The 18,170-nt window shown below is 59.4% G+C and carries 17 protein-coding genes and 1 pseudogene; 8 read left to right on the top strand and 10 right to left on the bottom strand.

What is annotated here, in order from left to right:
* Nucleotides 1-129 precede the first annotated feature (129 nt).
* Complete coding sequence (locus AABM52_RS25145; RefSeq protein ID WP_347908804.1) at nt 130-1,236, top strand: NADH:flavin oxidoreductase/NADH oxidase; 1,107 nt, start codon at nt 130-132, stop codon at nt 1,234-1,236.
* 67 nt (nt 1,237-1,303) lie between these two features.
* On the opposite strand, the gene glpD is transcribed toward AABM52_RS25145, so the two are convergent.
* The 4 genes from glpD to AABM52_RS25125 all read right to left on the bottom strand — a co-directional run bounded on the left by glpD (nt 1,304) and on the right by AABM52_RS25125 (nt 6,385).
* Nucleotides 1,304-2,842: a glycerol-3-phosphate dehydrogenase gene (glpD, locus tag AABM52_RS25140; protein ID WP_347908802.1), complete on the bottom strand. Its 1,539-nt coding sequence runs from the start codon at nt 2,840-2,842 to the stop codon at nt 1,304-1,306.
* A gap of 261 nt (nt 2,843-3,103) precedes the next feature.
* Entirely contained in the window at nt 3,104-3,859 is a 756-nt protein-coding gene (locus AABM52_RS25135; RefSeq protein ID WP_347908800.1) for a DeoR/GlpR family transcriptional regulator, read from the bottom strand.
* Nucleotides 3,860-3,954: 95 nt separating this feature from the next.
* Complete coding sequence (glpK, locus tag AABM52_RS25130; RefSeq protein WP_347908798.1) at nt 3,955-5,460, bottom strand: glycerol kinase GlpK; 1,506 nt, start codon at nt 5,458-5,460, stop codon at nt 3,955-3,957.
* Nucleotides 5,461-5,533: 73 nt separating this feature from the next.
* Entirely contained in the window at nt 5,534-6,385 is an 852-nt protein-coding gene (locus tag AABM52_RS25125) for an MIP/aquaporin family protein (RefSeq protein WP_347908796.1), read from the bottom strand.
* 348 nt (nt 6,386-6,733) lie between these two features.
* Between AABM52_RS25125 and ybaK the strand changes: the two genes are divergently transcribed.
* Both ybaK and AABM52_RS25115 read left to right on the top strand, forming a co-directional pair.
* Nucleotides 6,734-7,204, top strand: a complete 471-nt coding sequence (ybaK, locus tag AABM52_RS25120; protein ID WP_007971306.1) for a Cys-tRNA(Pro) deacylase — start codon at nt 6,734-6,736, stop codon at nt 7,202-7,204.
* A gap of 101 nt (nt 7,205-7,305) precedes the next feature.
* Nucleotides 7,306-8,088 (top strand): PhzF family phenazine biosynthesis protein, encoded by a 783-nt coding sequence (locus AABM52_RS25115; protein ID WP_347908794.1) that lies wholly within the window; start codon nt 7,306-7,308, stop codon nt 8,086-8,088.
* A 114-nt stretch (nt 8,089-8,202) separates the two neighbouring features.
* Here the strand turns inward: AABM52_RS25115 and AABM52_RS25110 are convergent, their stop codons facing one another.
* On the bottom strand, nt 8,203-9,312 hold the full coding sequence (locus AABM52_RS25110) for an ABC transporter ATP-binding protein (protein WP_347908792.1): 1,110 nt from the start codon (nt 9,310-9,312) through the stop codon (nt 8,203-8,205).
* Entirely contained in the window at nt 9,309-10,229 is a 921-nt protein-coding gene (gene argF / locus AABM52_RS25105) for an ornithine carbamoyltransferase (protein WP_347908790.1), read from the bottom strand. The genes AABM52_RS25110 and argF overlap by 4 nt, the downstream gene beginning before the upstream one ends.
* Before the next feature lie 302 nt (nt 10,230-10,531).
* On the opposite strand from argF, the pseudogene AABM52_RS25100 reads away from it, so the two are divergent.
* The 3 genes and pseudogenes from AABM52_RS25100 to grxD form a co-directional block, all read left to right on the top strand.
* Nucleotides 10,532-10,669: pseudogene (locus AABM52_RS25100) on the top strand (hypothetical protein); the annotation flags it as partial.
* A gap of 134 nt (nt 10,670-10,803) precedes the next feature.
* Entirely contained in the window at nt 10,804-12,909 is a 2,106-nt protein-coding gene (locus AABM52_RS25095) for a molybdopterin oxidoreductase family protein (protein WP_347908788.1), read from the top strand.
* A gap of 97 nt (nt 12,910-13,006) precedes the next feature.
* On the top strand, nt 13,007-13,348 hold the full coding sequence (grxD, locus tag AABM52_RS25090; protein WP_064679482.1) for a Grx4 family monothiol glutaredoxin: 342 nt from the start codon (nt 13,007-13,009) through the stop codon (nt 13,346-13,348).
* Nucleotides 13,349-13,455: 107 nt separating this feature from the next.
* Here the strand turns inward: grxD and bfr are convergent, their stop codons facing one another.
* On the bottom strand, nt 13,456-13,932 hold the full coding sequence (gene bfr / locus AABM52_RS25085; protein ID WP_223447882.1) for a bacterioferritin: 477 nt from the start codon (nt 13,930-13,932) through the stop codon (nt 13,456-13,458).
* A gap of 198 nt (nt 13,933-14,130) precedes the next feature.
* The gene (locus AABM52_RS25080) at nt 14,131-14,349 is read right to left on the bottom strand and encodes a bacterioferritin-associated ferredoxin (protein WP_095943830.1); all 219 of its coding nucleotides are present in this window, start codon (nt 14,347-14,349) and stop codon (nt 14,131-14,133) included.
* A 311-nt stretch (nt 14,350-14,660) separates the two neighbouring features.
* Between AABM52_RS25080 and AABM52_RS25075 the strand changes: the two genes are divergently transcribed.
* Nucleotides 14,661-15,263, top strand: a complete 603-nt coding sequence (locus AABM52_RS25075) for a peroxiredoxin (RefSeq protein WP_007985868.1) — start codon at nt 14,661-14,663, stop codon at nt 15,261-15,263.
* A 115-nt stretch (nt 15,264-15,378) separates the two neighbouring features.
* On the opposite strand, the gene rnt is transcribed toward AABM52_RS25075, so the two are convergent.
* Nucleotides 15,379-16,056: a ribonuclease T gene (gene rnt / locus AABM52_RS25070; protein ID WP_046043606.1), complete on the bottom strand. Its 678-nt coding sequence runs from the start codon at nt 16,054-16,056 to the stop codon at nt 15,379-15,381.
* Nucleotides 16,053-17,099, bottom strand: a complete 1,047-nt coding sequence (gene pyrC, locus AABM52_RS25065) for a dihydroorotase (RefSeq protein WP_347908784.1) — start codon at nt 17,097-17,099, stop codon at nt 16,053-16,055. The genes rnt and pyrC overlap by 4 nt, the downstream gene beginning before the upstream one ends.
* A 159-nt stretch (nt 17,100-17,258) precedes the next feature.
* Between pyrC and AABM52_RS25060 the strand changes: the two genes are divergently transcribed.
* The gene (locus AABM52_RS25060; protein ID WP_347908783.1) at nt 17,259-18,164 is read left to right on the top strand and encodes an OmpA family protein; all 906 of its coding nucleotides are present in this window, start codon (nt 17,259-17,261) and stop codon (nt 18,162-18,164) included.
* The last annotated feature ends 6 nt before the right edge of the window (nt 18,165-18,170 follow it).

Genomic DNA, 18,170 nt, shown 5'->3' with positions numbered 1-18,170 from the left:
CTTGATTTTGGCCTTGTGACGTCTTGTCGAATTTTTTGCCCGCGGGGGCGGGTGTTGCACCTTTTTCCTGTCACTCGTCGACTATTCAAACAGAACCTGGAGCCTGCCCACTGATTCGAGAGGTGCCCCATGAGTCTGCTGCTTGAACCCTTTACCCTTCGCCAATTGACCCTGCCCAACCGCATCGCGGTATCGCCGATGTGCCAGTACTCCAGTGCAGATGGCCTGGCCAATGACTGGCACCTGGTCCACCTCGGCAGCCGCGCAGTCGGCGGGGCCGGGCTGGTGTTTACCGAAGCCACGGCGGTCACCGCCGACGGGCGCATCACGGCCGAGGACCTCGGTCTGTGGAATGACGAACAGATCGAACCCCTGCAACGCATCACCCGCTTCATCACCGCCCAAGGCGCCGTTGCCGGCATTCAACTGGCCCATGCCGGGCGCAAGGCCAGCACCTACCGGCCGTGGCTCGGCAAACATGGCAGCGTCAAGCCCGATGAGGGCGGCTGGGTGCCGGTCGGCCCTTCACCTATTGCATTCGATCCACAGCACACCCAGCCCAGTCAACTCGATGACGGCGAGATCGCCAAGGTCATCCAGGCCTTTGTCGATGCGGCAAAGCGTTCACTGACGGCCGGTTTCAAGGTGGTCGAAGTGCACGCGGCCCATGGTTACCTGCTGCATCAGTTCCTGTCGCCGTTGAGTAATCAGCGTCGCGATCAATATGGCGGTTCGTTCGAAAATCGTATTCGGCTGGTGCTGCAGGTCACCGAAGCGGTGCGTGCGGTGTGGCCTGAAGAGTTGCCGGTGTTTGTCCGGGTCTCGGCCACCGACTGGGTGGAAGACGGCTGGAACCCCGATGAAACGGTGGAGCTGGCACGCCGCCTCAAAGCCCTGGGGGTCGACCTGATCGACGTCTCGTCAGGCGGGACGGCGGTGAATGCGGAGATTCCCACAGGGCCGGGTTACCAGACCCGCTTCGCCGAACGTGTGCGCAAGGAGTCGGGCATGGCCACCGGCACGGTTGGCATGATCACCGAGCCGGCCCAGGCCGAGCACATCCTGCGCACCTGTCAGGCGGACATCATCTTCCTCGCTCGTGAGTTGTTGCGCGATCCGTACTGGGCGCTGCACGCGGATGACGATTTGGGAGGGCACAAGGCCGTATGGCCGGCGCAATATCAGCGGGCGACTCACCGTGAGCAGCCCATTCATGAATCGGATTTGCGCGACTGAAATCCATCGATACGAAAAAGCCCCTGAATCGTGAGATTCAGGGGCTTTTGTTTATGCCGGTGACCGATCAGGCCGCTTCGATCTTGCTGCGATTCTGTTCAACCTTGTTCAGGTAGTCCTTGAGCTTTTCCTGCTCGGCCACTGTCGTGAACAAGCCGAGCTTGCTGCGACGCCAGAGGATGTCGTGGGCGCTGGTGGCCCATTCTTCGCTGCACAGATAGTCGACTTCGCGGGAGTAGAGACCGCCGCCGATGTGCTCGCCCAGATCGCTGAGGTCCTGTACGCCTTCGAGCATGCGCCAGGTGCGGCTGCCGTAGGTGGTCGCCCAGCGGCGCGCGATCTCGCTCGGTACCCAGTCGAATTTGTCGCGGATACGCGAGCTCAAGGCTTGCGGGGTGGTCATGTCTTCACCGCCCGGCAACGTGGCGCTGGCGGTCCAGCCTGGCTTGATGTGCTTGAAGTAGGGTGCCAGTTGCGCCAGCGCTGACTCGGCCAGTTTGCGATAGGTGGTGAGCTTGCCGCCGAACACCGACAGCAACGGAGCCTCTTCGCCAGTGCCAGACAGTGCCAGGGTGTAATCGCGGGTTACGGCCGACGGGTTGTCGGATTCGTCGTTGCACAGCGGGCGCACACCGGAATAGCTGTGCAGGATGTCGTCGCGGCCGATTTGCTTTTTGAAATGGGCGTTGACCACGTTCAACAGGTAATCGGTTTCTCCGTCGGTAATTGCCACTTTCGCCGGATCGCCGGTGTACTCGCGGTCAGTGGTGCCGATCAGGGTGAAGTGATTCAGGTACGGAATGGTGAACACGATACGCTGATCTTCGTTTTGCAGAATGTGCGCGTGTTCGCCTTCGTACAGTTTCGGCACGATCAGGTGGCTGCCCTGGATCAGGCGGATGCCGTAGGGCGATTCCATCTTCAAGTCATCGCGGATGAACTTGGCGACCCAAGGGCCGGCCGCATTGACCAATGCCTTGGCGCGGATCGAAAACAGGCTGCCATCGGCGCGTTCCAGATGCAGGTGCCACAGGCCCTTGGTGCGACGCGCGCTGACGCAGCGGGTCTGGGTGTGAACGTGGGCGCCGTTTTCCCGGGCGGCCATGGCGTTCAACACCACCAGGCGCGCGTCGTCGACCCAGCAATCGGAATATTCGAACCCCTTGGTGATCTCGTTTTTCAACGCGCTGTCGGGGCCGAACTTCAGGCTTTTCGAACCTTGCAGTTGCTCGCGCTTGCCCAGGTTGTCATAGAGGAACAGACCGGCGCGAATCATCCACGCCGGGCGCAGGTGCGGACGGTGCGGCAATACGAAACGCATTTGCTTGACGATGTGCGGAGCCTTGGCCAACAGCACTTCACGTTCGGCCAGGGCTTCACGCACCAGGCGGAACTCGTAATGTTCGAGGTAGCGCAGGCCGCCGTGGATCAGCTTGCTGCTGGCCGACGAGGTATGGCTGGCCAGGTCATCCTTTTCACAAAGGAACACCGAGAGACCGCGTCCGGCGGCATCCGCTGCGATCCCCACGCCATTGATCCCGCCACCGATGACGGCGATATCGTAGACCTCGGCGAGAGGGGGCGTAGGCAAGGTGGAAGTGGGCATCGGCACGGCCTCGGAATTCTTTGATGTTCTGTATTTGAATTCGAACATTAATGTTCATTTGCGAAAATACTAGCCCATAAAGACGCGCGCAGCCAGTCAGCTTCGATTGAAAATACTCATCGAAGGGCCGTTAAAGGAAAATTTACGAACATAAAAGCAAAAGATCGCCCGAGCGCGGACCGAGCCTTCGGCAGCTCCTACAGGATTGAGTGCATCCGTAGGAGTTGCCGAAGGCTGCGATCTTTTAAAACTGGAAAGGGGTTAAACGACTTCCAGCCGAACCTTGTGCTGGTTCAACAGCTGCGCCAGCGCCGGGGAAGGCTGCTGATCGGTGACCAGGCAATCGACCAGGCTGATCGGCCCCAGGCGAATCATGGCGTTGCGCCCGAACTTGCTGGAGTCGGCTGCGAGGATCACTTGCCGGGCATTGGCGATGATCGCCTGGGATACCCGCACTTCCTGATAGTCGAAGTCCAGCAGGCTGCCGTCTTCATCGATGCCGCTGATGCCGACCAGGGCGAAGTCGACCTTGAACTGGTTGATGAAGTCGACACTGGCCTGACCCACCACGCCACCATCGCGCCGCACGTTGCCGCCAGTCAGCAGGACATCGAAATCGTCCTTGGCGCTGAGCATGGAGGCGACGTGCAGGTTGTTGGTGATGATTTTCAAGTGACTGTGGTTGAGCAGTGCCCGGGCAATGGATTCGGTGGTCGTGCCGATGTTGATGAACAACGAGGCATGGTCGGGAATCTGCGCGGCAATGGCTTCGCCGATACGCTGTTTCTCATCGCGCATCTGATCGGCGCGCATGGCGTAGGCGGTGTTTTCAACGCTGGAGTCGTAAGCCGCGCCGCCGTGGTAGCGACGCAACAAATTGACTTCCGCGAGCTGATTGATGTCGCGGCGAATGGTCTGCGGGGTAACAACAAACAACGTGGCCATTTCCTCGATGCTGACATAGCCGCGTTCGCGGACCAGTTCGAGGATTTGCTGCTGACGGGGAGGCAGATTCATGGGGCGTCCTTTGGGCTGCCGTGCAAAATTTGCCCATGATGCCGCAGGAATCCGCTCCCTACCAGTTACATACAGATACGAGCCCGTATCCCGGTTTATTCGGCCTCGTCTTCAGCCGCCCAATTACGTGTGCGGCTGACCGCTTTTTTCCAGCCAGCGTAGAGTTTTTCCTTCGCCGTTTCATCCAGCGTCGGCTCGAACTGGCGCTCGATCACGGCCTTGCCGCGTAACTCTTCCAGGCTGCCCCAGAAGCCACAGGCCAGGCCTGCCAGGTAAGCCGCACCCAGTGCCGTGGTTTCACGCATTTGCGGGCGCTCGACCTGTGTGCCGAGGATGTCGGCCTGGAATTGCATCAGGAAATTGTTCGCCACTGCACCGCCGTCCACTCGCAGGGCCTTGAGACGTTCGCCGGAGTCCTGTTGCATGGCGTCGAGCACGTCGCGGGTCTGGTAGGCAATCGACTCCAGTGCGGCACGAATGATGTGATCCACGCGTACACCGCGGGTCAGGCCGAACAGTGCGCCACGGGCATACGGGTCCCAGTAGGGGGCGCCAAGACCGGTGAAGGCCGGCACCAGGTACACGCCGTTGCTGTCCTTGACCTTGTTGGCGAAGTATTCGGTGTCGTGGGCGTCGTTGATGATCTTCAGTTCGTCACGCAGCCATTGCACGGTAGAGCCGCCGTTGAACACCGCGCCTTCCAGCGCGTAGGCCACTTCGCCACGTGGGCCGCAAGCGATGGTGGTGAGCATCCCGTGTCGGGATTTCACCGCTTTGTCGCCGGTGTTCATCAACAGGAAGCAGCCAGTGCCGTAGGTGTTTTTCGCCTGGCCTGGCTCGACGCACATCTGGCCGAACAGGGCGGCTTGCTGGTCGCCAGCGATACCGCCGATGGCGATGCCGCTTTTGGTACGACCATAAATTTCCGAGGACGATTTAACTTCCGGCAGCATTTCGCGCGGGATGTCGAGGAGCTCCAGCATCTTCGCGTCCCACTCCAGGGTGTGGATGTTGAAGAGCATGGTGCGCGAAGCGTTGGTGTAATCGGTGACATGCACCTTGCCGCCGGTAAATTTCCAGATCAGCCAGCTGTCGACGGTGCCGAACAACAGTTCACCGTTGCGCGCGCGCTCGCGGCTGCCTTCGACATTGTCGAGGATCCACTTGAGCTTGGTGCCGGAGAAGTACGGGTCGGTGACCAGGCCGGTGGTATCGCTGATGTATTGCTCGTGGCCATCGCGCTTGAGTTGCTGGCAGATCTCGGTGCTGCGTCGGCACTGCCAGACGATCGCGTTGTAGATCGGCCGGCCGGTGTTCTTGTCCCAGACTACGGTGGTTTCGCGCTGGTTGGTGATGCCGATGGCGGCTACCTGATCGTGGTGCAGGCCGGCTTGCGCCAGGGCCTCGACCATCACGGCGCTTTGGGTGGCGAAGATTTCCATCGGATCGTGTTCGACCCAGCCGGCTTGCGGGTAATGCTGTGCGAACTCCCGTTGGGCGGTGCAGACCACATTCGCGTCGCGGTCGAAAATGATCGCGCGGGAGCTGGTCGTACCCTGATCGAGGGCAATGATGTAGTTCTTATTCTGTGTGTCGGTCATGTCGATTGCCTTGGACGAAATAAGGGAGTGAGGTCTGGCGCGCGATCAAAGGGCAGGGCACGCGCCAACGGTATCAAGAAGTTCTGGGTTTGCCGTCAATGGCAGCTGTTGCTTCCTTTGTAGCAGGTACGGCGCTGGGCAGATGGCGGGCAATCAACCCGCGATAGGCGGCGGCACCGAGGCAGGCACCGACAAACGGTGCAAAAACAGGAATCAGGAAATACGGAATATCGCGTCCGCCAGTGAAGGAAATTTCACCCCAGCCAGCGAAGAAAGTCATCAGTTTAGGGCCGAAGTCCCGCGCAGGGTTCATGGCAAAACCGGTCAGCGGCCCCATCGAACTGCCGATCACCGCAATCAGCAGGCCGATCAGCAGCGGTGCCAGCGGACCTTTGGGCAGGCCATTGTTGTCGTCGGTCAGGGACATGATCACGCCCATCAGGATGGCCGTAATGATCACCTCGACCAAGAATGCCTGGGCGGTGGTCAGCACAGGATTCGGGAAGGTGGAAAACACGGAGGCCAATTCGAGGCTGGCTTGAGTGCCGCGAACCATGTGGTGAGTTTGTTCGAATTCGAAGAATAGATTGCTGTAGAGGGTATAGACCAACAGCGCTCCACAGAAGGCGCCCGCCACTTGGGCGAATACGTAGAAAGGCAATTTACGTTTTTCGAAGTCCGCGAAAATGCTCAGGGCAATGCTGACGGCAGGGTTCAGGTGAGCACCGGAAACTCCGGCGGTGAGGTAGATCGCCATGCTGACGCCGACGCCCCAGATAATGCTGATTTCCCACAAGCCAAAACTGGCACCCGCGACCTTGAGCGCGGCAACACAACCTGTACCAAAAAAGATCAGCAGCGCCGTACCCAGAAACTCGGCCATGCATTGGCTCGAGAGCGACGGTTGTTGTAAAGCAGTTGTCATTGAAACCTCATTTTTTTTGTTGTCTGGCGCTTTTTTCCATCATGGTCGGAGCGCGGTTTTCGCCGAGGCAGGATCCCCATCCTGGTCGCGGTTTACTGCTGGGTGCAGCGGTAGGACGTTTCGTACAGTTTCAGAAACGAAAAAATATAGACAAGAAACGCTGATGTCAAAGGTCGAAAGTGAACCGTCGGTCACAAAAAAACTATTCGTTGCATGAATGAATGAGTCGTTGCGCAATGGGATGGCCAGGCAATGGCGTCATGGATGCGCCGCCGTAGAGCCTTTTAACGATCAATGTCCTAGAATCCGGTGCAGTATTTTTCTTCTGCCGCCCAGTCTGGAGCTGTCATGACCCCCGCATTGGATTTGTTGAAAAAGGTTCGGGCCGAACATCGCGTACACAGTTACGAACATGACCCGAAGGCCGCCTCCTACGGGTTGGAAGCGGCGGAAAAACTCGGGCTCGATCCGGCGCAGGTGTTCAAGACCTTGTTGGCGGCCAGCGAGAAGGGCGAACTGCTGGTGGCCGTGGTACCGGTTGTCGGCAGCCTGGACTTGAAGGGGCTGGCTCACGCCGCGGGCGTGAAAAAGGTCGAAATGGCCGACCCGGCGGCAGCGCAGCGCTCTACTGGTTATCTGTTGGGCGGGATCAGTCCGCTGGGGCAGAAAAAGCGTTTGCGTACCTTCATTGATAATTCGGCCCAGCCTTTTGCCAGCATTTTTGTCAGTGCAGGCCGACGTGGGCTGGAAGTCGAACTGGCACCGGCGGTGCTGGCCGAACACACCCAGGCGAAGTTTGCCGATATCGGCCGCGCTTGAAGACCAAGAGCAGCGCTGTATGGTGAAAATCAGCCAGCTCTGTCACTGGCGCCGGCCGGGCCAGCGCGGCATGCTCGGCGGTCTGACAAAGGGAGAAGGTTATGCAGCTTGAATTTCATCAGGTCGACGCGTTCAGCAATCAGCCATTCAGCGGCAACCCGGCGATGGTCTATCGGCTCGATACCTGGCTCGCCGATGAGTTGATGCAAAAGATTGCCGCCGAGCACAACCTCGCCGAAACGGCGTTTGTCGTGCGTGAAGGGCAGGGCTGGCACATCCGATGGTTTACGCCGACCACCGAGGTGCCATTGTGCGGTCACGCGACGCTGGCCAGCGCCTATGTGCTGTTCGAGATCTATAAAGAGCCGGTCGAGCGACTGGACTTCACCTGCAAATCCGGCCCGTTGAGCGTCACCCGTGAAGGGGGTCGCCTGTGGCTGGATTTCCCGTCGATCATCCCCTCGGAAATCGGCGTGACCCTGGATGTCGAGCGTGCCCTCGGCGTCGAGGCCGTCGATGTGCTGGGCTCGAATGAGCTGTTTGTGGTGCTGGAGTCCGAGCAAGCCGTGCTCGACTGCAAGCCGGACATGGTGGCCCTGGCGAAACTGCCATGGTTGGGCGCCATCGTGACGGCGCGGGGCGAGCAGCACGATTTCGTTTCCCGCTACTTCGCCCCGGCAATCGGTATCAATGAAGACCCTGTGACCGGATCGACCCATTGCCTTCTGATTCCGTACTGGTCAAAGCGTTTGGGCAAGTCGAGCCTGACGGCTTTTCAGCGTTCGGCGCGGGGTGGGGAATTGTTCTGTCGCCTGGAAGGCGATCGAGTGAAGATCGGCGGGAATGCGACGCTCGTGGCGAGCGGAACGCTGATGCTGGGTTAACGCAAATCCAGTGTGGGAGCGAGCCTGCTCGCGAATGCGGTGTGCCAGTCAAAAGTAATGTCGACTGATCCGACGCCATCGCGAGCAAGCTCGCTCCCACAGGGATTGTGTTGTTCAGTTAGCGGTGCTGTAGCGGCGGACACCGGATTCAGCCGCAGGAATCTGCGCCGCCGTGCTACCGGACGCCTGGAACAGCACCAGGTGTTCAGCCGCGACACGAATACCCACCTCCGCCCCAACCTGACGATCGACATGGCTCGGGAAGATCGATTCCAGCTGTGCGCCTGTCGGCAACAGCAAGCGATACAGAGTCGATGCACCCAGGAACGTCTTGCCGACAATTCGCGCCTTCAGTGCGCTGTCCGGCGCATAGACGATATCGTCCGGGCGCAGCAGTACATCCACGGCGCCGCCTATCGGCCAGGTGTAGGCCCGATTGCCGCGCAACTCACCCAGCTCGGTCTGCACCGATTCGGGGCTGCTCAACTGACCGCGAATGAAATAGCCCTGCCCGATGAAACTTGCCACGAAGGGTGTCAGCGGTTCGTGATACAGGTTGTAGGGCGTATCCCACTGTTCCAGGCGACCTTCCTTGAACACGCCAACGTGGTCGCTGACCGCGAAGGCTTCTTCCTGGTCGTGAGTCACCAGAATCGCGCTGGTGCCACGGGCCTTGAGGATGTCGCGTACTTCATGGCTGAGCTTGCGGCGCAACTCGCCATCAAGGTTGGAGAACGGTTCATCGAGCAGCAGCAGTTGCGGTTCCGGCGCCAGGGCGCGGGCCAGGGCGACACGTTGCTGCTGGCCACCGGACAGCTCGTGGGGGAACCGCTTGCCGAGGTTCTTCAGGTTGACCAGTTCCAGCAGCTCTTCGGTCACGCGGTCCTTTTGCGGATGCTTGCGAATGCCGAAGGCGATGTTGTCGGCCACGCTCAAATGCGGAAACAGCGCGTAGTCCTGGAACACCATGCCGATGCGACGTTTCTCCGGAGCGAGGGTGAAACCGGCGCTGGAGATGGTCTCGCCAGCCAGCTGGATTTCGCCTTCGTGTACCGGCTCGAAACCGGCAATCGCCCGCAGGGTGGTGGTCTTGCCGCAGCCCGAAGAGCCCAGCAGGCAACCGATGTCGCCTGCGTTCAGGTGCAGGTTGAGGTTCTGCACCACGCGTTGGTCTTGATAACCGCAGGCGAGGTTGCGCAGGTTAAGCAGTAATGGCTGGCTCATGCGTGGTGGTACGAAGGCGGAACGAGGAATTCGAGCAAGGCCTTTTGCGCATGAAGACGGTTTTCGGCTTGATCCCAGGCCACCGAGCGCTTGTCATCGAGCAGGTCGACGCTGATTTCCTCGCCACGGTGCGCCGGCAGGCAGTGCATGAACAGCACGTCTTCAGCGGCCAGGTCGAGCAGGGCGCGGTTGACCTGGTACGGTGCGAACAGTTGCAGGCGCTTGGCGGTTTCCTCTTCCTGGCCCATGGAGGTCCAGACGTCGGTGCTTACCAAGTGCGCACCACGCACGGCGTCCTTCGGATCGCGAACGATGGTGACCCGATCGCCGGCCTTGGCCAGGAACACCGGGTTGGGTTCGTAGCCTTCCGGGCAGGCAACGCGCAACTGGAAGTCGAACTGGATCGCCGCTTCTATATAGCTGTTGCACATGTTGTTGCCGTCGCCGATCCAGGCCACGGTCTTGCCCTGGATGGAGCCGCGGTGTTCGAGGAAGGTCTGCATGTCTGCCAGCAACTGGCACGGGTGCAGGTCATCGGACAGGCCATTGATCAGCGGGACGCGCGAATTGGCGGCGAATTCGGTCAGAGTGCTGTGGGAAAACGTACGGATCATTACCGCATCGAGCATGCTCGACATGACAATGGCGGCGTCGCCGATCGGCTCGCCACGGCCCAGTTGGGTGTCGCGGGGCGACAGGAAGATCGCCTGGCCACCGAGCTGGATCATGCCGGCCTCGAAGGAGATCCGGGTACGGGTCGAGGATTTCTCGAAAATCATCCCCAGGACGCGGTTTTTCAGAGGCTCGAACAGTACGCCGCGGTTACGCAGGTCCTTGAGCTCAACGCCTCGACGGATCACGCTGACCAGCTCTTCGGGCGTGCAATCCATCAGGGAGAGAAAGTGCCTTGCGCTCATCATTGACTACCTTTTGCTACAAACCGCAGATGCTCAAAGCCTTGTTTAACGGAACAACGGGCGAGACCTGCGGCGTAAGCCGCACGGGGCGACGAAATAGGGGAAGGCGCGATCTTATAATTAAATGTCGCGTCTTACCAATAGGGCTACAGTTTTTAGGGAGTTTCAGAGGTGCTACGGGGTTACCGAGGTAGCGCTTTTGAAGCCTGTTTCCTGATAGCAGCGGTTCATTTGTACACCGGCCCCTCGGGGCTTGGCAATCAGGCTGGGCGGCAATGGTGCGCTGACAGTCGGTTTTTGACTTGTCGTTCATCCGCGTCGGGCTCGACGAACACTGGCGCCTGATCGGCGAGCTGACAGGCGTGCATGGCCCCCACGGGCCGATTGAAAACCTTCAGGAAATTCAGTTGCAGGCGCCGCCCAGGCTGCCTTCGAACTGAACTCGGGCGGCCATCGGCTGGCCTGATAGCCCTCGATTCACAAGACGAACGTCGCTGGCGTGGCGGCGGCTCTGGCGCCATAGTTTTGTTTCCGCGGCCAACATTGCCCGCCCATAACAAGACAGAGACTGGCCATGACCAAGACTCTCCATCACCGTGCGTGCCATTTGTGCGAAGCCATCTGTGGCCTGACCATCGAAACCACCGAGGTCGGCGGTAACGTCCAGATCACGTCGATCAAGGGCGACTCCCTGGACGCGTTCAGCCGTGGGCACATCTGCCCCAAGGCCGTGGCCCTGCAAGACATTCAGAACGATCCGGATCGCCTGCATCAGCCGATGCAGCGGGTGGGCAATGAGTGGCAGCCCATCGGGTGGGAAGCGGCATTCAATCTGGTCGCCGAACGCCTCGCCGTCATTCAGGAGCGTCACGGGCAAAACGCCGTGGCGGTCTATCAAGGCAACCCGAGCGTGCACAATTACGGGCTGATGACCCACAGCAATTACTTCCTCGGCCTGTTGAAAACCCGCAACCGTTTTTCCGCGACGTCTGTCGATCAATTGCCCCATCACCTGACCAGTCATTTGATGTACGGCCACGGTCTGTTGCTGCCGATCCCGGACATCGACCACACCGATTTCATGCTGATCCTGGGCGGCAATCCACTGGCTTCGAACGGCAGCATCATGACCGTGCCGGATGTGGAGAAACGCTTGAAGGCGATACAGGCCCGGGGCGGCAAGGTGGTGGTGGTCGATCCGCGCCGTAGTGAAACGGCGGCGATTGCCGACCAGCATCTGTTCGTGCGCCCGGGTGGTGATGCTGCGCTGTTGTTCGGCCTGCTCAATACCTTGTTTGCTGAAGGTCTGACCCGCGACAGCCATCTGCCGGTGGACGGCCTGGAGGATGTACGGAAGGCCGTCGCGCCGTTCACTGCCGAGGCCATGAGCCCGTTATGCTCCGTACCGGCCGAACAGATCCGCCAGTTGGCGCGGGACTTCGCCGCGGCACCGAGTGCAGTCTGCTATGGCCGCATGGGCGTTTCGACCCAGGCCTTCGGTACGCTGTGCCACTGGGTGGTGCAGTTGATCAACCTGGTCACCGGCAATCTCGATCGCGTGGGTGGTGCCTTGTGCACTGAGCCAGCAGTGGACCTGGTGGCGACGACTTCGGGCGGGCATTTCAATCTGTGGCAGAGCCGGGTTTCCGGGCGCCCGGAATACGCCGGAGAACTACCTGTCTCGGCGCTGGCCGAAGAGATGCTCACCGAAGGGGAAGGGCAAGTCCGGGCGTTGATCACCGTGGCGGGTAATCCGGTGCTGTCCACGCCCAATGGCCGAAAGCTTGAGCAGGCGCTGGACGGGCTGGAGTTCATGGTCAGCATCGACCTGTACATCAATGAAACCACGCGTTACGCCGACCTGATCCTGCCATCCACATCGGCGCTGGAAAACGACCATTACGACACCACCTTCAATCTGTTTGCAGTACGCAACGTCAGCCGTTTCAATCGCGCCATCCTCGCAAAACCCCAGGGTGCATTGCACGACTGGGAGATCTTCGTCGGCCTGGCCAAGGCATTTGCCGCCAGGACCGGCAAAGAGTTGAAGCCCACCATCGCCCCGGCGCAAATGATCGATCGCGGCCTGCGGATGGGAATGTACGGCGACAATTCAGAGCACAAGCTGTCGCTGGCGACTTTGTTCGATTATCCCCATGGCGTCGATCTGGGCGCGCTCAAGCCTAACCTGACGTCCCGCCTGAAGACTGCCAATCAACGCATCCAGGCCGCCCCGGCTGCGATTCTCGCTGACCTGGCGCGCTTCGCAGCCTTGCAGGCGCCGGCCGCCGACGAGTTGTTGATGATTGGTCGCCGGCATGTGCGCAGCAACAACTCATGGATGCATAACTATCATCGGCTGGTGAAAGGCAAGCCACGTCACCAGTTGCTGATGCATCCGGACGACTTGGCCAGTCGCGGGCTCAGCGACGGGCAGCGCGTTCGGGTCAGCTCGCGGGTGGGTGTGATCGAAGTCGAAGTGCTTGGCAGCCTGGACATGATGAAAGGCGTGGTCAGCCTGCCTCACGGCTGGGGACACGCGCGGCCGGGTGTGCAAATGTCGATTGCCAGCAGCCAGCCGGGCTCAAGCGCCAACGACCTGACCGACGACTGCCAGCTTGACGAGTTGTCGGGAAATGCTGCACTCAATGGTGTGCCGGTAACCGTGGCGGCGGCTTGAATCAGTCAGACGGAGAGACCGAGCAGGGCGCTCGGCTTTCCGTTACAATGCGCCACCGTGCCGACCCATGAGTCGGAAAGTTCAGCCGAGGTGCTCCATGGATATCATCGAAACGATTAAAGAGCAGATTGCCAACAACACCATTCTGCTTTACATGAAAGGCTCGCCGAATGCCCCGCAGTGCGGCTTTTCCGCGAAAGCCGCGCAGGCCGTGATGGCGTGTGGCGAAAAGTTTGCGTATGTGGACATCCTGCAGAACCCGGAAATCCGCGCCAACCTGCCAAAATACGCCAACTGGCCAACTTTCCCGCAACTGTGGGTCGGCGGTGAGCTGGTCGGCGGTAGCGACATCATGACTGAAATGGCTGCTGACGGTTCGCTGCAAGCCACCATCAAGGCTGCTGTCGAAGCCGCTGCTGCCAACAAGTCCGAAGCCTGACTCGGTCCCCGTAGGAGCAAGCTTGCTCCTACGGGAGGCATTAAAAAGCCCCGCCTCTATTGCAGAGAGCGGGGCTTTTTATTACATCGAGATTAATGGCGTAGAACTTACTCGTCTTCGCCCATCTGCGATTGCAGGTAGTTCTCAAGACCCACTTTATCGATCAGGCCCAACTGGGTTTCCAGCCAGTCGATATGTTCTTCTTCGGATTCGAGGATATCTTCAAGCAGTTCACGGCTACCGAAGTCGCCGACTGTTTCGCAATGCGCGATGGCTACTTTCAGATCGGCATGGCCGATTTTTTCGATACGCAGATCGCACTCCAGCATTTCCTTGGTGTGCTCGCCGATGTGCAGCTTGCCCAGGTCCTGGACGTTCGGCAGGCCTTCAAGGAACAGGATGCGCTTGATCAGCTTGTCCGCGTGCTTCATCTCGTCGATGGATTCGTGGTACTCGTGCTTGCCGAGTTTGTTCAGGCCCCAATCTTCGTACATGCGCGCATGCAGAAAATATTGATTGATCGCGACCAGCTCATTGGCAAGGATCTTGTTGAGATGCTGGATGACTGTAACGTCGCCTTTCATGATGGGGTCCTGCCCTGTATTAGCTGTCAATAGAGCAGAGTTTGAGCCGGGTACTTAATGGTGTCAAACCTAAGTTATTGAAACTTATATGAAAATTAATCGGAATAAGAATGTTTGTGTTCCGCGTCTAGAGCATAACTAGTTGATTTTGAGGCATAAAAAAACCGGACATATATCCGGTTCTTTGAAATTCGATATTTAAGCGGCTGTAAATTCTGCTGGAAAAGGAATTGCAGCCTGGGCCGATTGCAGTTTGGTCAGGGTCTCGCGGACCACTTCCTTGGCGAGGCAGGCACATTTGCCGCACTGGCTGGCAACGCCGGTAGCCACACGGACTTCCTTGTAGCTGCAGCATCCTTCATAGATCGCATCGCGGATTTGACCGTCGGTGACGCCAGTGCAGAGGCAAACATACATAAGGAAGGACCGTCGCTGATTGTGACTCAATTTTGATGGATCTTAATGTTAACGAGAATGATTGTCAAAGTGGTTTCAGAGCACTTTTCGTCATAAACGGGTATGGCTGACGAACGGTCGGCATGGCAAATCGGTGATACAAAACCGTCGGGGATTTCATCGTATGGGGAAAAAACAGCTAAGCCAGCTCAAACACGCGGTGTATGATGGCCGGTCTTTTGCGACCGGGGATCGTGTCACAGGGCTGTCGCCTCAGGGTGGCAGGCTGATGCGAACCCTGTTTCTCACGCTATTACACCAGGAGATATCCAATGAGCGTACTCGTAGGCAAACAAGCCCCTGACTTCACCGTACCGGCCGTACTCGGCAATGGCGAGATCGTTGACAGCTTCACCCTGTCCTCGGCGATCAAAGGCAAATACGGCCTGGTGTTCTTCTACCCACTGGACTTCACCTTCGTCTGCCCGTCCGAGCTGATCGCTCTGGACAACCGCATGTCCGAGTTCAAGGCACGCAACGTTGAAGTGATCGCTGTTTCGATCGACTCGCACTTCACCCACAACGCATGGCGCAACACTCCAGTGAACAATGGCGGTATCGGCCAGGTTCGCTACACCATGGCTGCCGACATCAAGCAGGACATCATGAAGGCCTACGACGTTCAGTCCGCTGACGGCGTGGCTTTCCGTGGCGCGTTCCTGATCGACGACAAAGGCGTTGTCCGCTCGCAGATCATCAACGACCTGCCGCTGGGCCGTAACATGGAAGAGCTGATCCGTCTGGTCGACGCTCTGCAATTCCACGAAGCGCACGGCGAAGTCTGCCCTGCCAACTGGAAAAAAGGCGACAAAGGCATGAACGCTTCGCCAGAAGGCGTTGCGGCTTACCTGACCGAGCACGCTGCCGCTCTGTAAGGCGCACGCTCCAGCTATAAAAAGCAGGTACAAAAAAACCGGCCATCGAGGCCGGTTTTTTTATGGGCGGGATAACGCCGGGACTGTGTAGGAGCAAGCTCGCTCCTACAACACATCAATCGTCGAAGTCTTCCCAGCCACCCATTTGTTTCCAGCGATTGACGATGCCGCAGAACAGCTCTGCCGTCTTCTCGGTGTCATAGCGAGCCGAGTGAGCCTCGCGACCGTCGAAGTCGATGTCCGCTGCCTGGCAAGCCTTGGCCAGTACGGTCTGGCCGTAAGCGAGGCCGGCGAGCGTTGCGGTATCGAAACTGGAGAACGGGTGGAACGGATTGCGCTTCATGTCCAGCCGCGCAACCGCCGCATTCAGGAAGCCCAGGTCGAAGCTGCTGTTATGCCCGACCAGGATCGCCCGTTTGCAGCCATTGGCTTTGAGGGCCTTGCGCACGCCGCGGAAAATATCGTTCAGGGCAGACTCTTCACTCACCGCCATGCGCAGCGGGTGATCAAGCTTGATCCCGGTGAACTCCAGGGCCGCCGCTTCGATGTTTGCGCCTTCGAACGGCTCGACACGGAAGAAGTAGGTGTGATCCGGGTAAACAAAACCCTTTTCATCCATGGCGATGGTGGTCGCGGCGATCTCCAGCAGGGCATCGGTGGCCGAATTGAAGCCACCGGTCTCTACGTCGACGACAACCGGCAGGTAGCCACGGAACCTGGCCGCCATTGGATGACGAGGGCCGCCTCCGCCGCCATTGCCTTCCAGTTCGTCGTCGAAATGGTCTTCACTCACGCGTGTTCCTCCAGCAGGCGCCAGCGCAGTTTTTCACCGGCGCGCAGCGGGATAACGGTCAGCTCGCCAAATGGCAGGCTGGTCGGGGCGGTCCATTCTTCACGGACCAGGGTGATGCGATCGGTGTTGGCCGGCAGACCATAGAACCGCGGGCCGTTGAGGCTGGCGAAGGCTTCGAGCTTGTCCAGCGCATTGCGCTGCTCGAAGGCTTCGGCGTACATCTCGATGGCCGCATAGGCGGTGTAGCAACCGGCGCAACCGCAGGCCGCCTCCTTGGCGTGCTGGGCGTGGGGAGCCGAGTCGGTGCCGAGGAAGAACTTCTCGCTGCCGCTGGTGGCGGCGTCGAGCAAGGCTTCCTGGTGGGTATTGCGCTTGAGGATCGGCAGGCAGTAGAAGTGCGGCCGAATCCCGCCCACCAGCATGTGGTTGCGGTTGTACAGCAGGTGGTGCGCGGTGATGGTCGCGCCCACGTTGGCCGAAGCCGAGTTGACGAACTGCACGGCGTCCGCGGTGGTGATGTGTTCGAAGACCACTTTGAGGGTCGGGAAACGCTCGACCACACGACGCATGTGCTCGTCGATGAAGATTTTTTCGCGGTCGAACACGTCGACATCGCCCCGGGTGACTTCACCGTGGATCAACAACGGCATCCCGACTTCGGCCATGGCCTCGAGTGCAGGGAAGATCTTGTCGATGCTGGTGACGCCAGAATCCGAGTTGGTGGTCGCGCCGGCCGGGTACAGCTTGGCGGCGTGAATGAATCCGCTGGCCTTGGCCTCGCGAATTTCTTCAGGCTGGGTGCGGTCGGTCAGGTACAGGACCATCAGTGGCTCGAACAGGCTGCCGGCGGGGCGGGCAGCGAGAATCCGCTGGCGATAGCCGTCGGCTTCGGCCGCGTTGCGCACCGGTGGAACCAGGTTGGGCATGATGATGGCGCGGCCAAAGGTGCGCGCGACATCCGCGACGGTATTGGTCAACACGGCACCATCGCGAAGATGAATATGCCAGTCGTCGGGACGCAGCAGGGTCAGGCGGTCGGACATGAGGGGATTCCAGGCGGGTCAAACTCAAGGGAATGCTACCGGAAAAGACTCTTGCAGGCACTCGCTATCAAGTTTTGCAGGAAGCTTCCGATATCCAACAGGTATGCCGTAAACATGTTTGTGTCGGTCTTTTTGTTGTAGAAGCCAGTGGAGCCTCCCGTGCGCCAGCGTTATTTAGCCTTGCTCAGTGTGTTTGCCAGCCTTCCGGCGATGGCGCTCACTTTCCAGACACGTCTGGAGAACATTGAGTGGACGGTCGAAGGCGACAAGTTCGAATGCCGCCTGACTCAGCCGATCACCGATTTCGGTTCGGGCGAGTTCGTGCGTCGTGCCGGCGAGCAGGCGACGTTTCGTCTGAAAGCCTACAACCCGATGATTGGTGGTGGCTCGGCGACGCTGCTGGCCGCTGCCGCGCCGTGGCAACCGGGACGTGACGATATCAACCTGGGCACGGTGAGAATCGGCAGCGGCAACGTATTGTTCAACAGCTCACAGGTTCAGGCCGGGCGTCTGATCAGTGGCCTGATGGACGGTCGCAGCCCGGTGGTTCGACATTCCTCGGGGGATGGGCGGGTGTCGGAAGTGCGCTTGTTGCCGGTCAGGTTCACCCAAGCGTTTGCCGACTACCAGGGTTGTGTGGCGAAACTGTTGCCACAGAATTTCGAACAGGTGAAGCAATCCGAAATCGGCTTCCCCGGCGGCGGAATCGAACTCGACAGCACCGCAAAAGCCAAACTGCAGGTGATGCTGGAGTACATGAAGGCCGATCCGACGGTCAACCACATCGAGCTCGACGGTCACTCCGACAACAGCGGCAACCGCCTGACCAACCGCGACCTGTCGCGGCGCCGAGCCCTGGCAGTGATGGAGTTCTTCAAGGCCAACGGCATCCAGGAGTCGCAAATCACCCTGCGTTTCCATGGCGAGCGTTATCCGGTGGCGCCTAACACCAACAACACCAACCGCGCGAAGAACCGTCGAGTGGCGGTACGCCTGGAGCGCGGAGCACCAGCGGAACAAGTCGCCCCGCAGGCGACGAAAGCGGCCGCTTCGGCCACTTCCTGACTATTT

Source organism: Pseudomonas grandcourensis (genome assembly GCF_039909015.1).
Lineage (GTDB): Bacteria > Pseudomonadota > Gammaproteobacteria > Pseudomonadales > Pseudomonadaceae > Aquipseudomonas > Aquipseudomonas grandcourensis.
The sequence above is the reverse complement of the archived record's forward strand: the minus strand, read 5'-3'. Positions and strand labels throughout refer to the sequence as shown.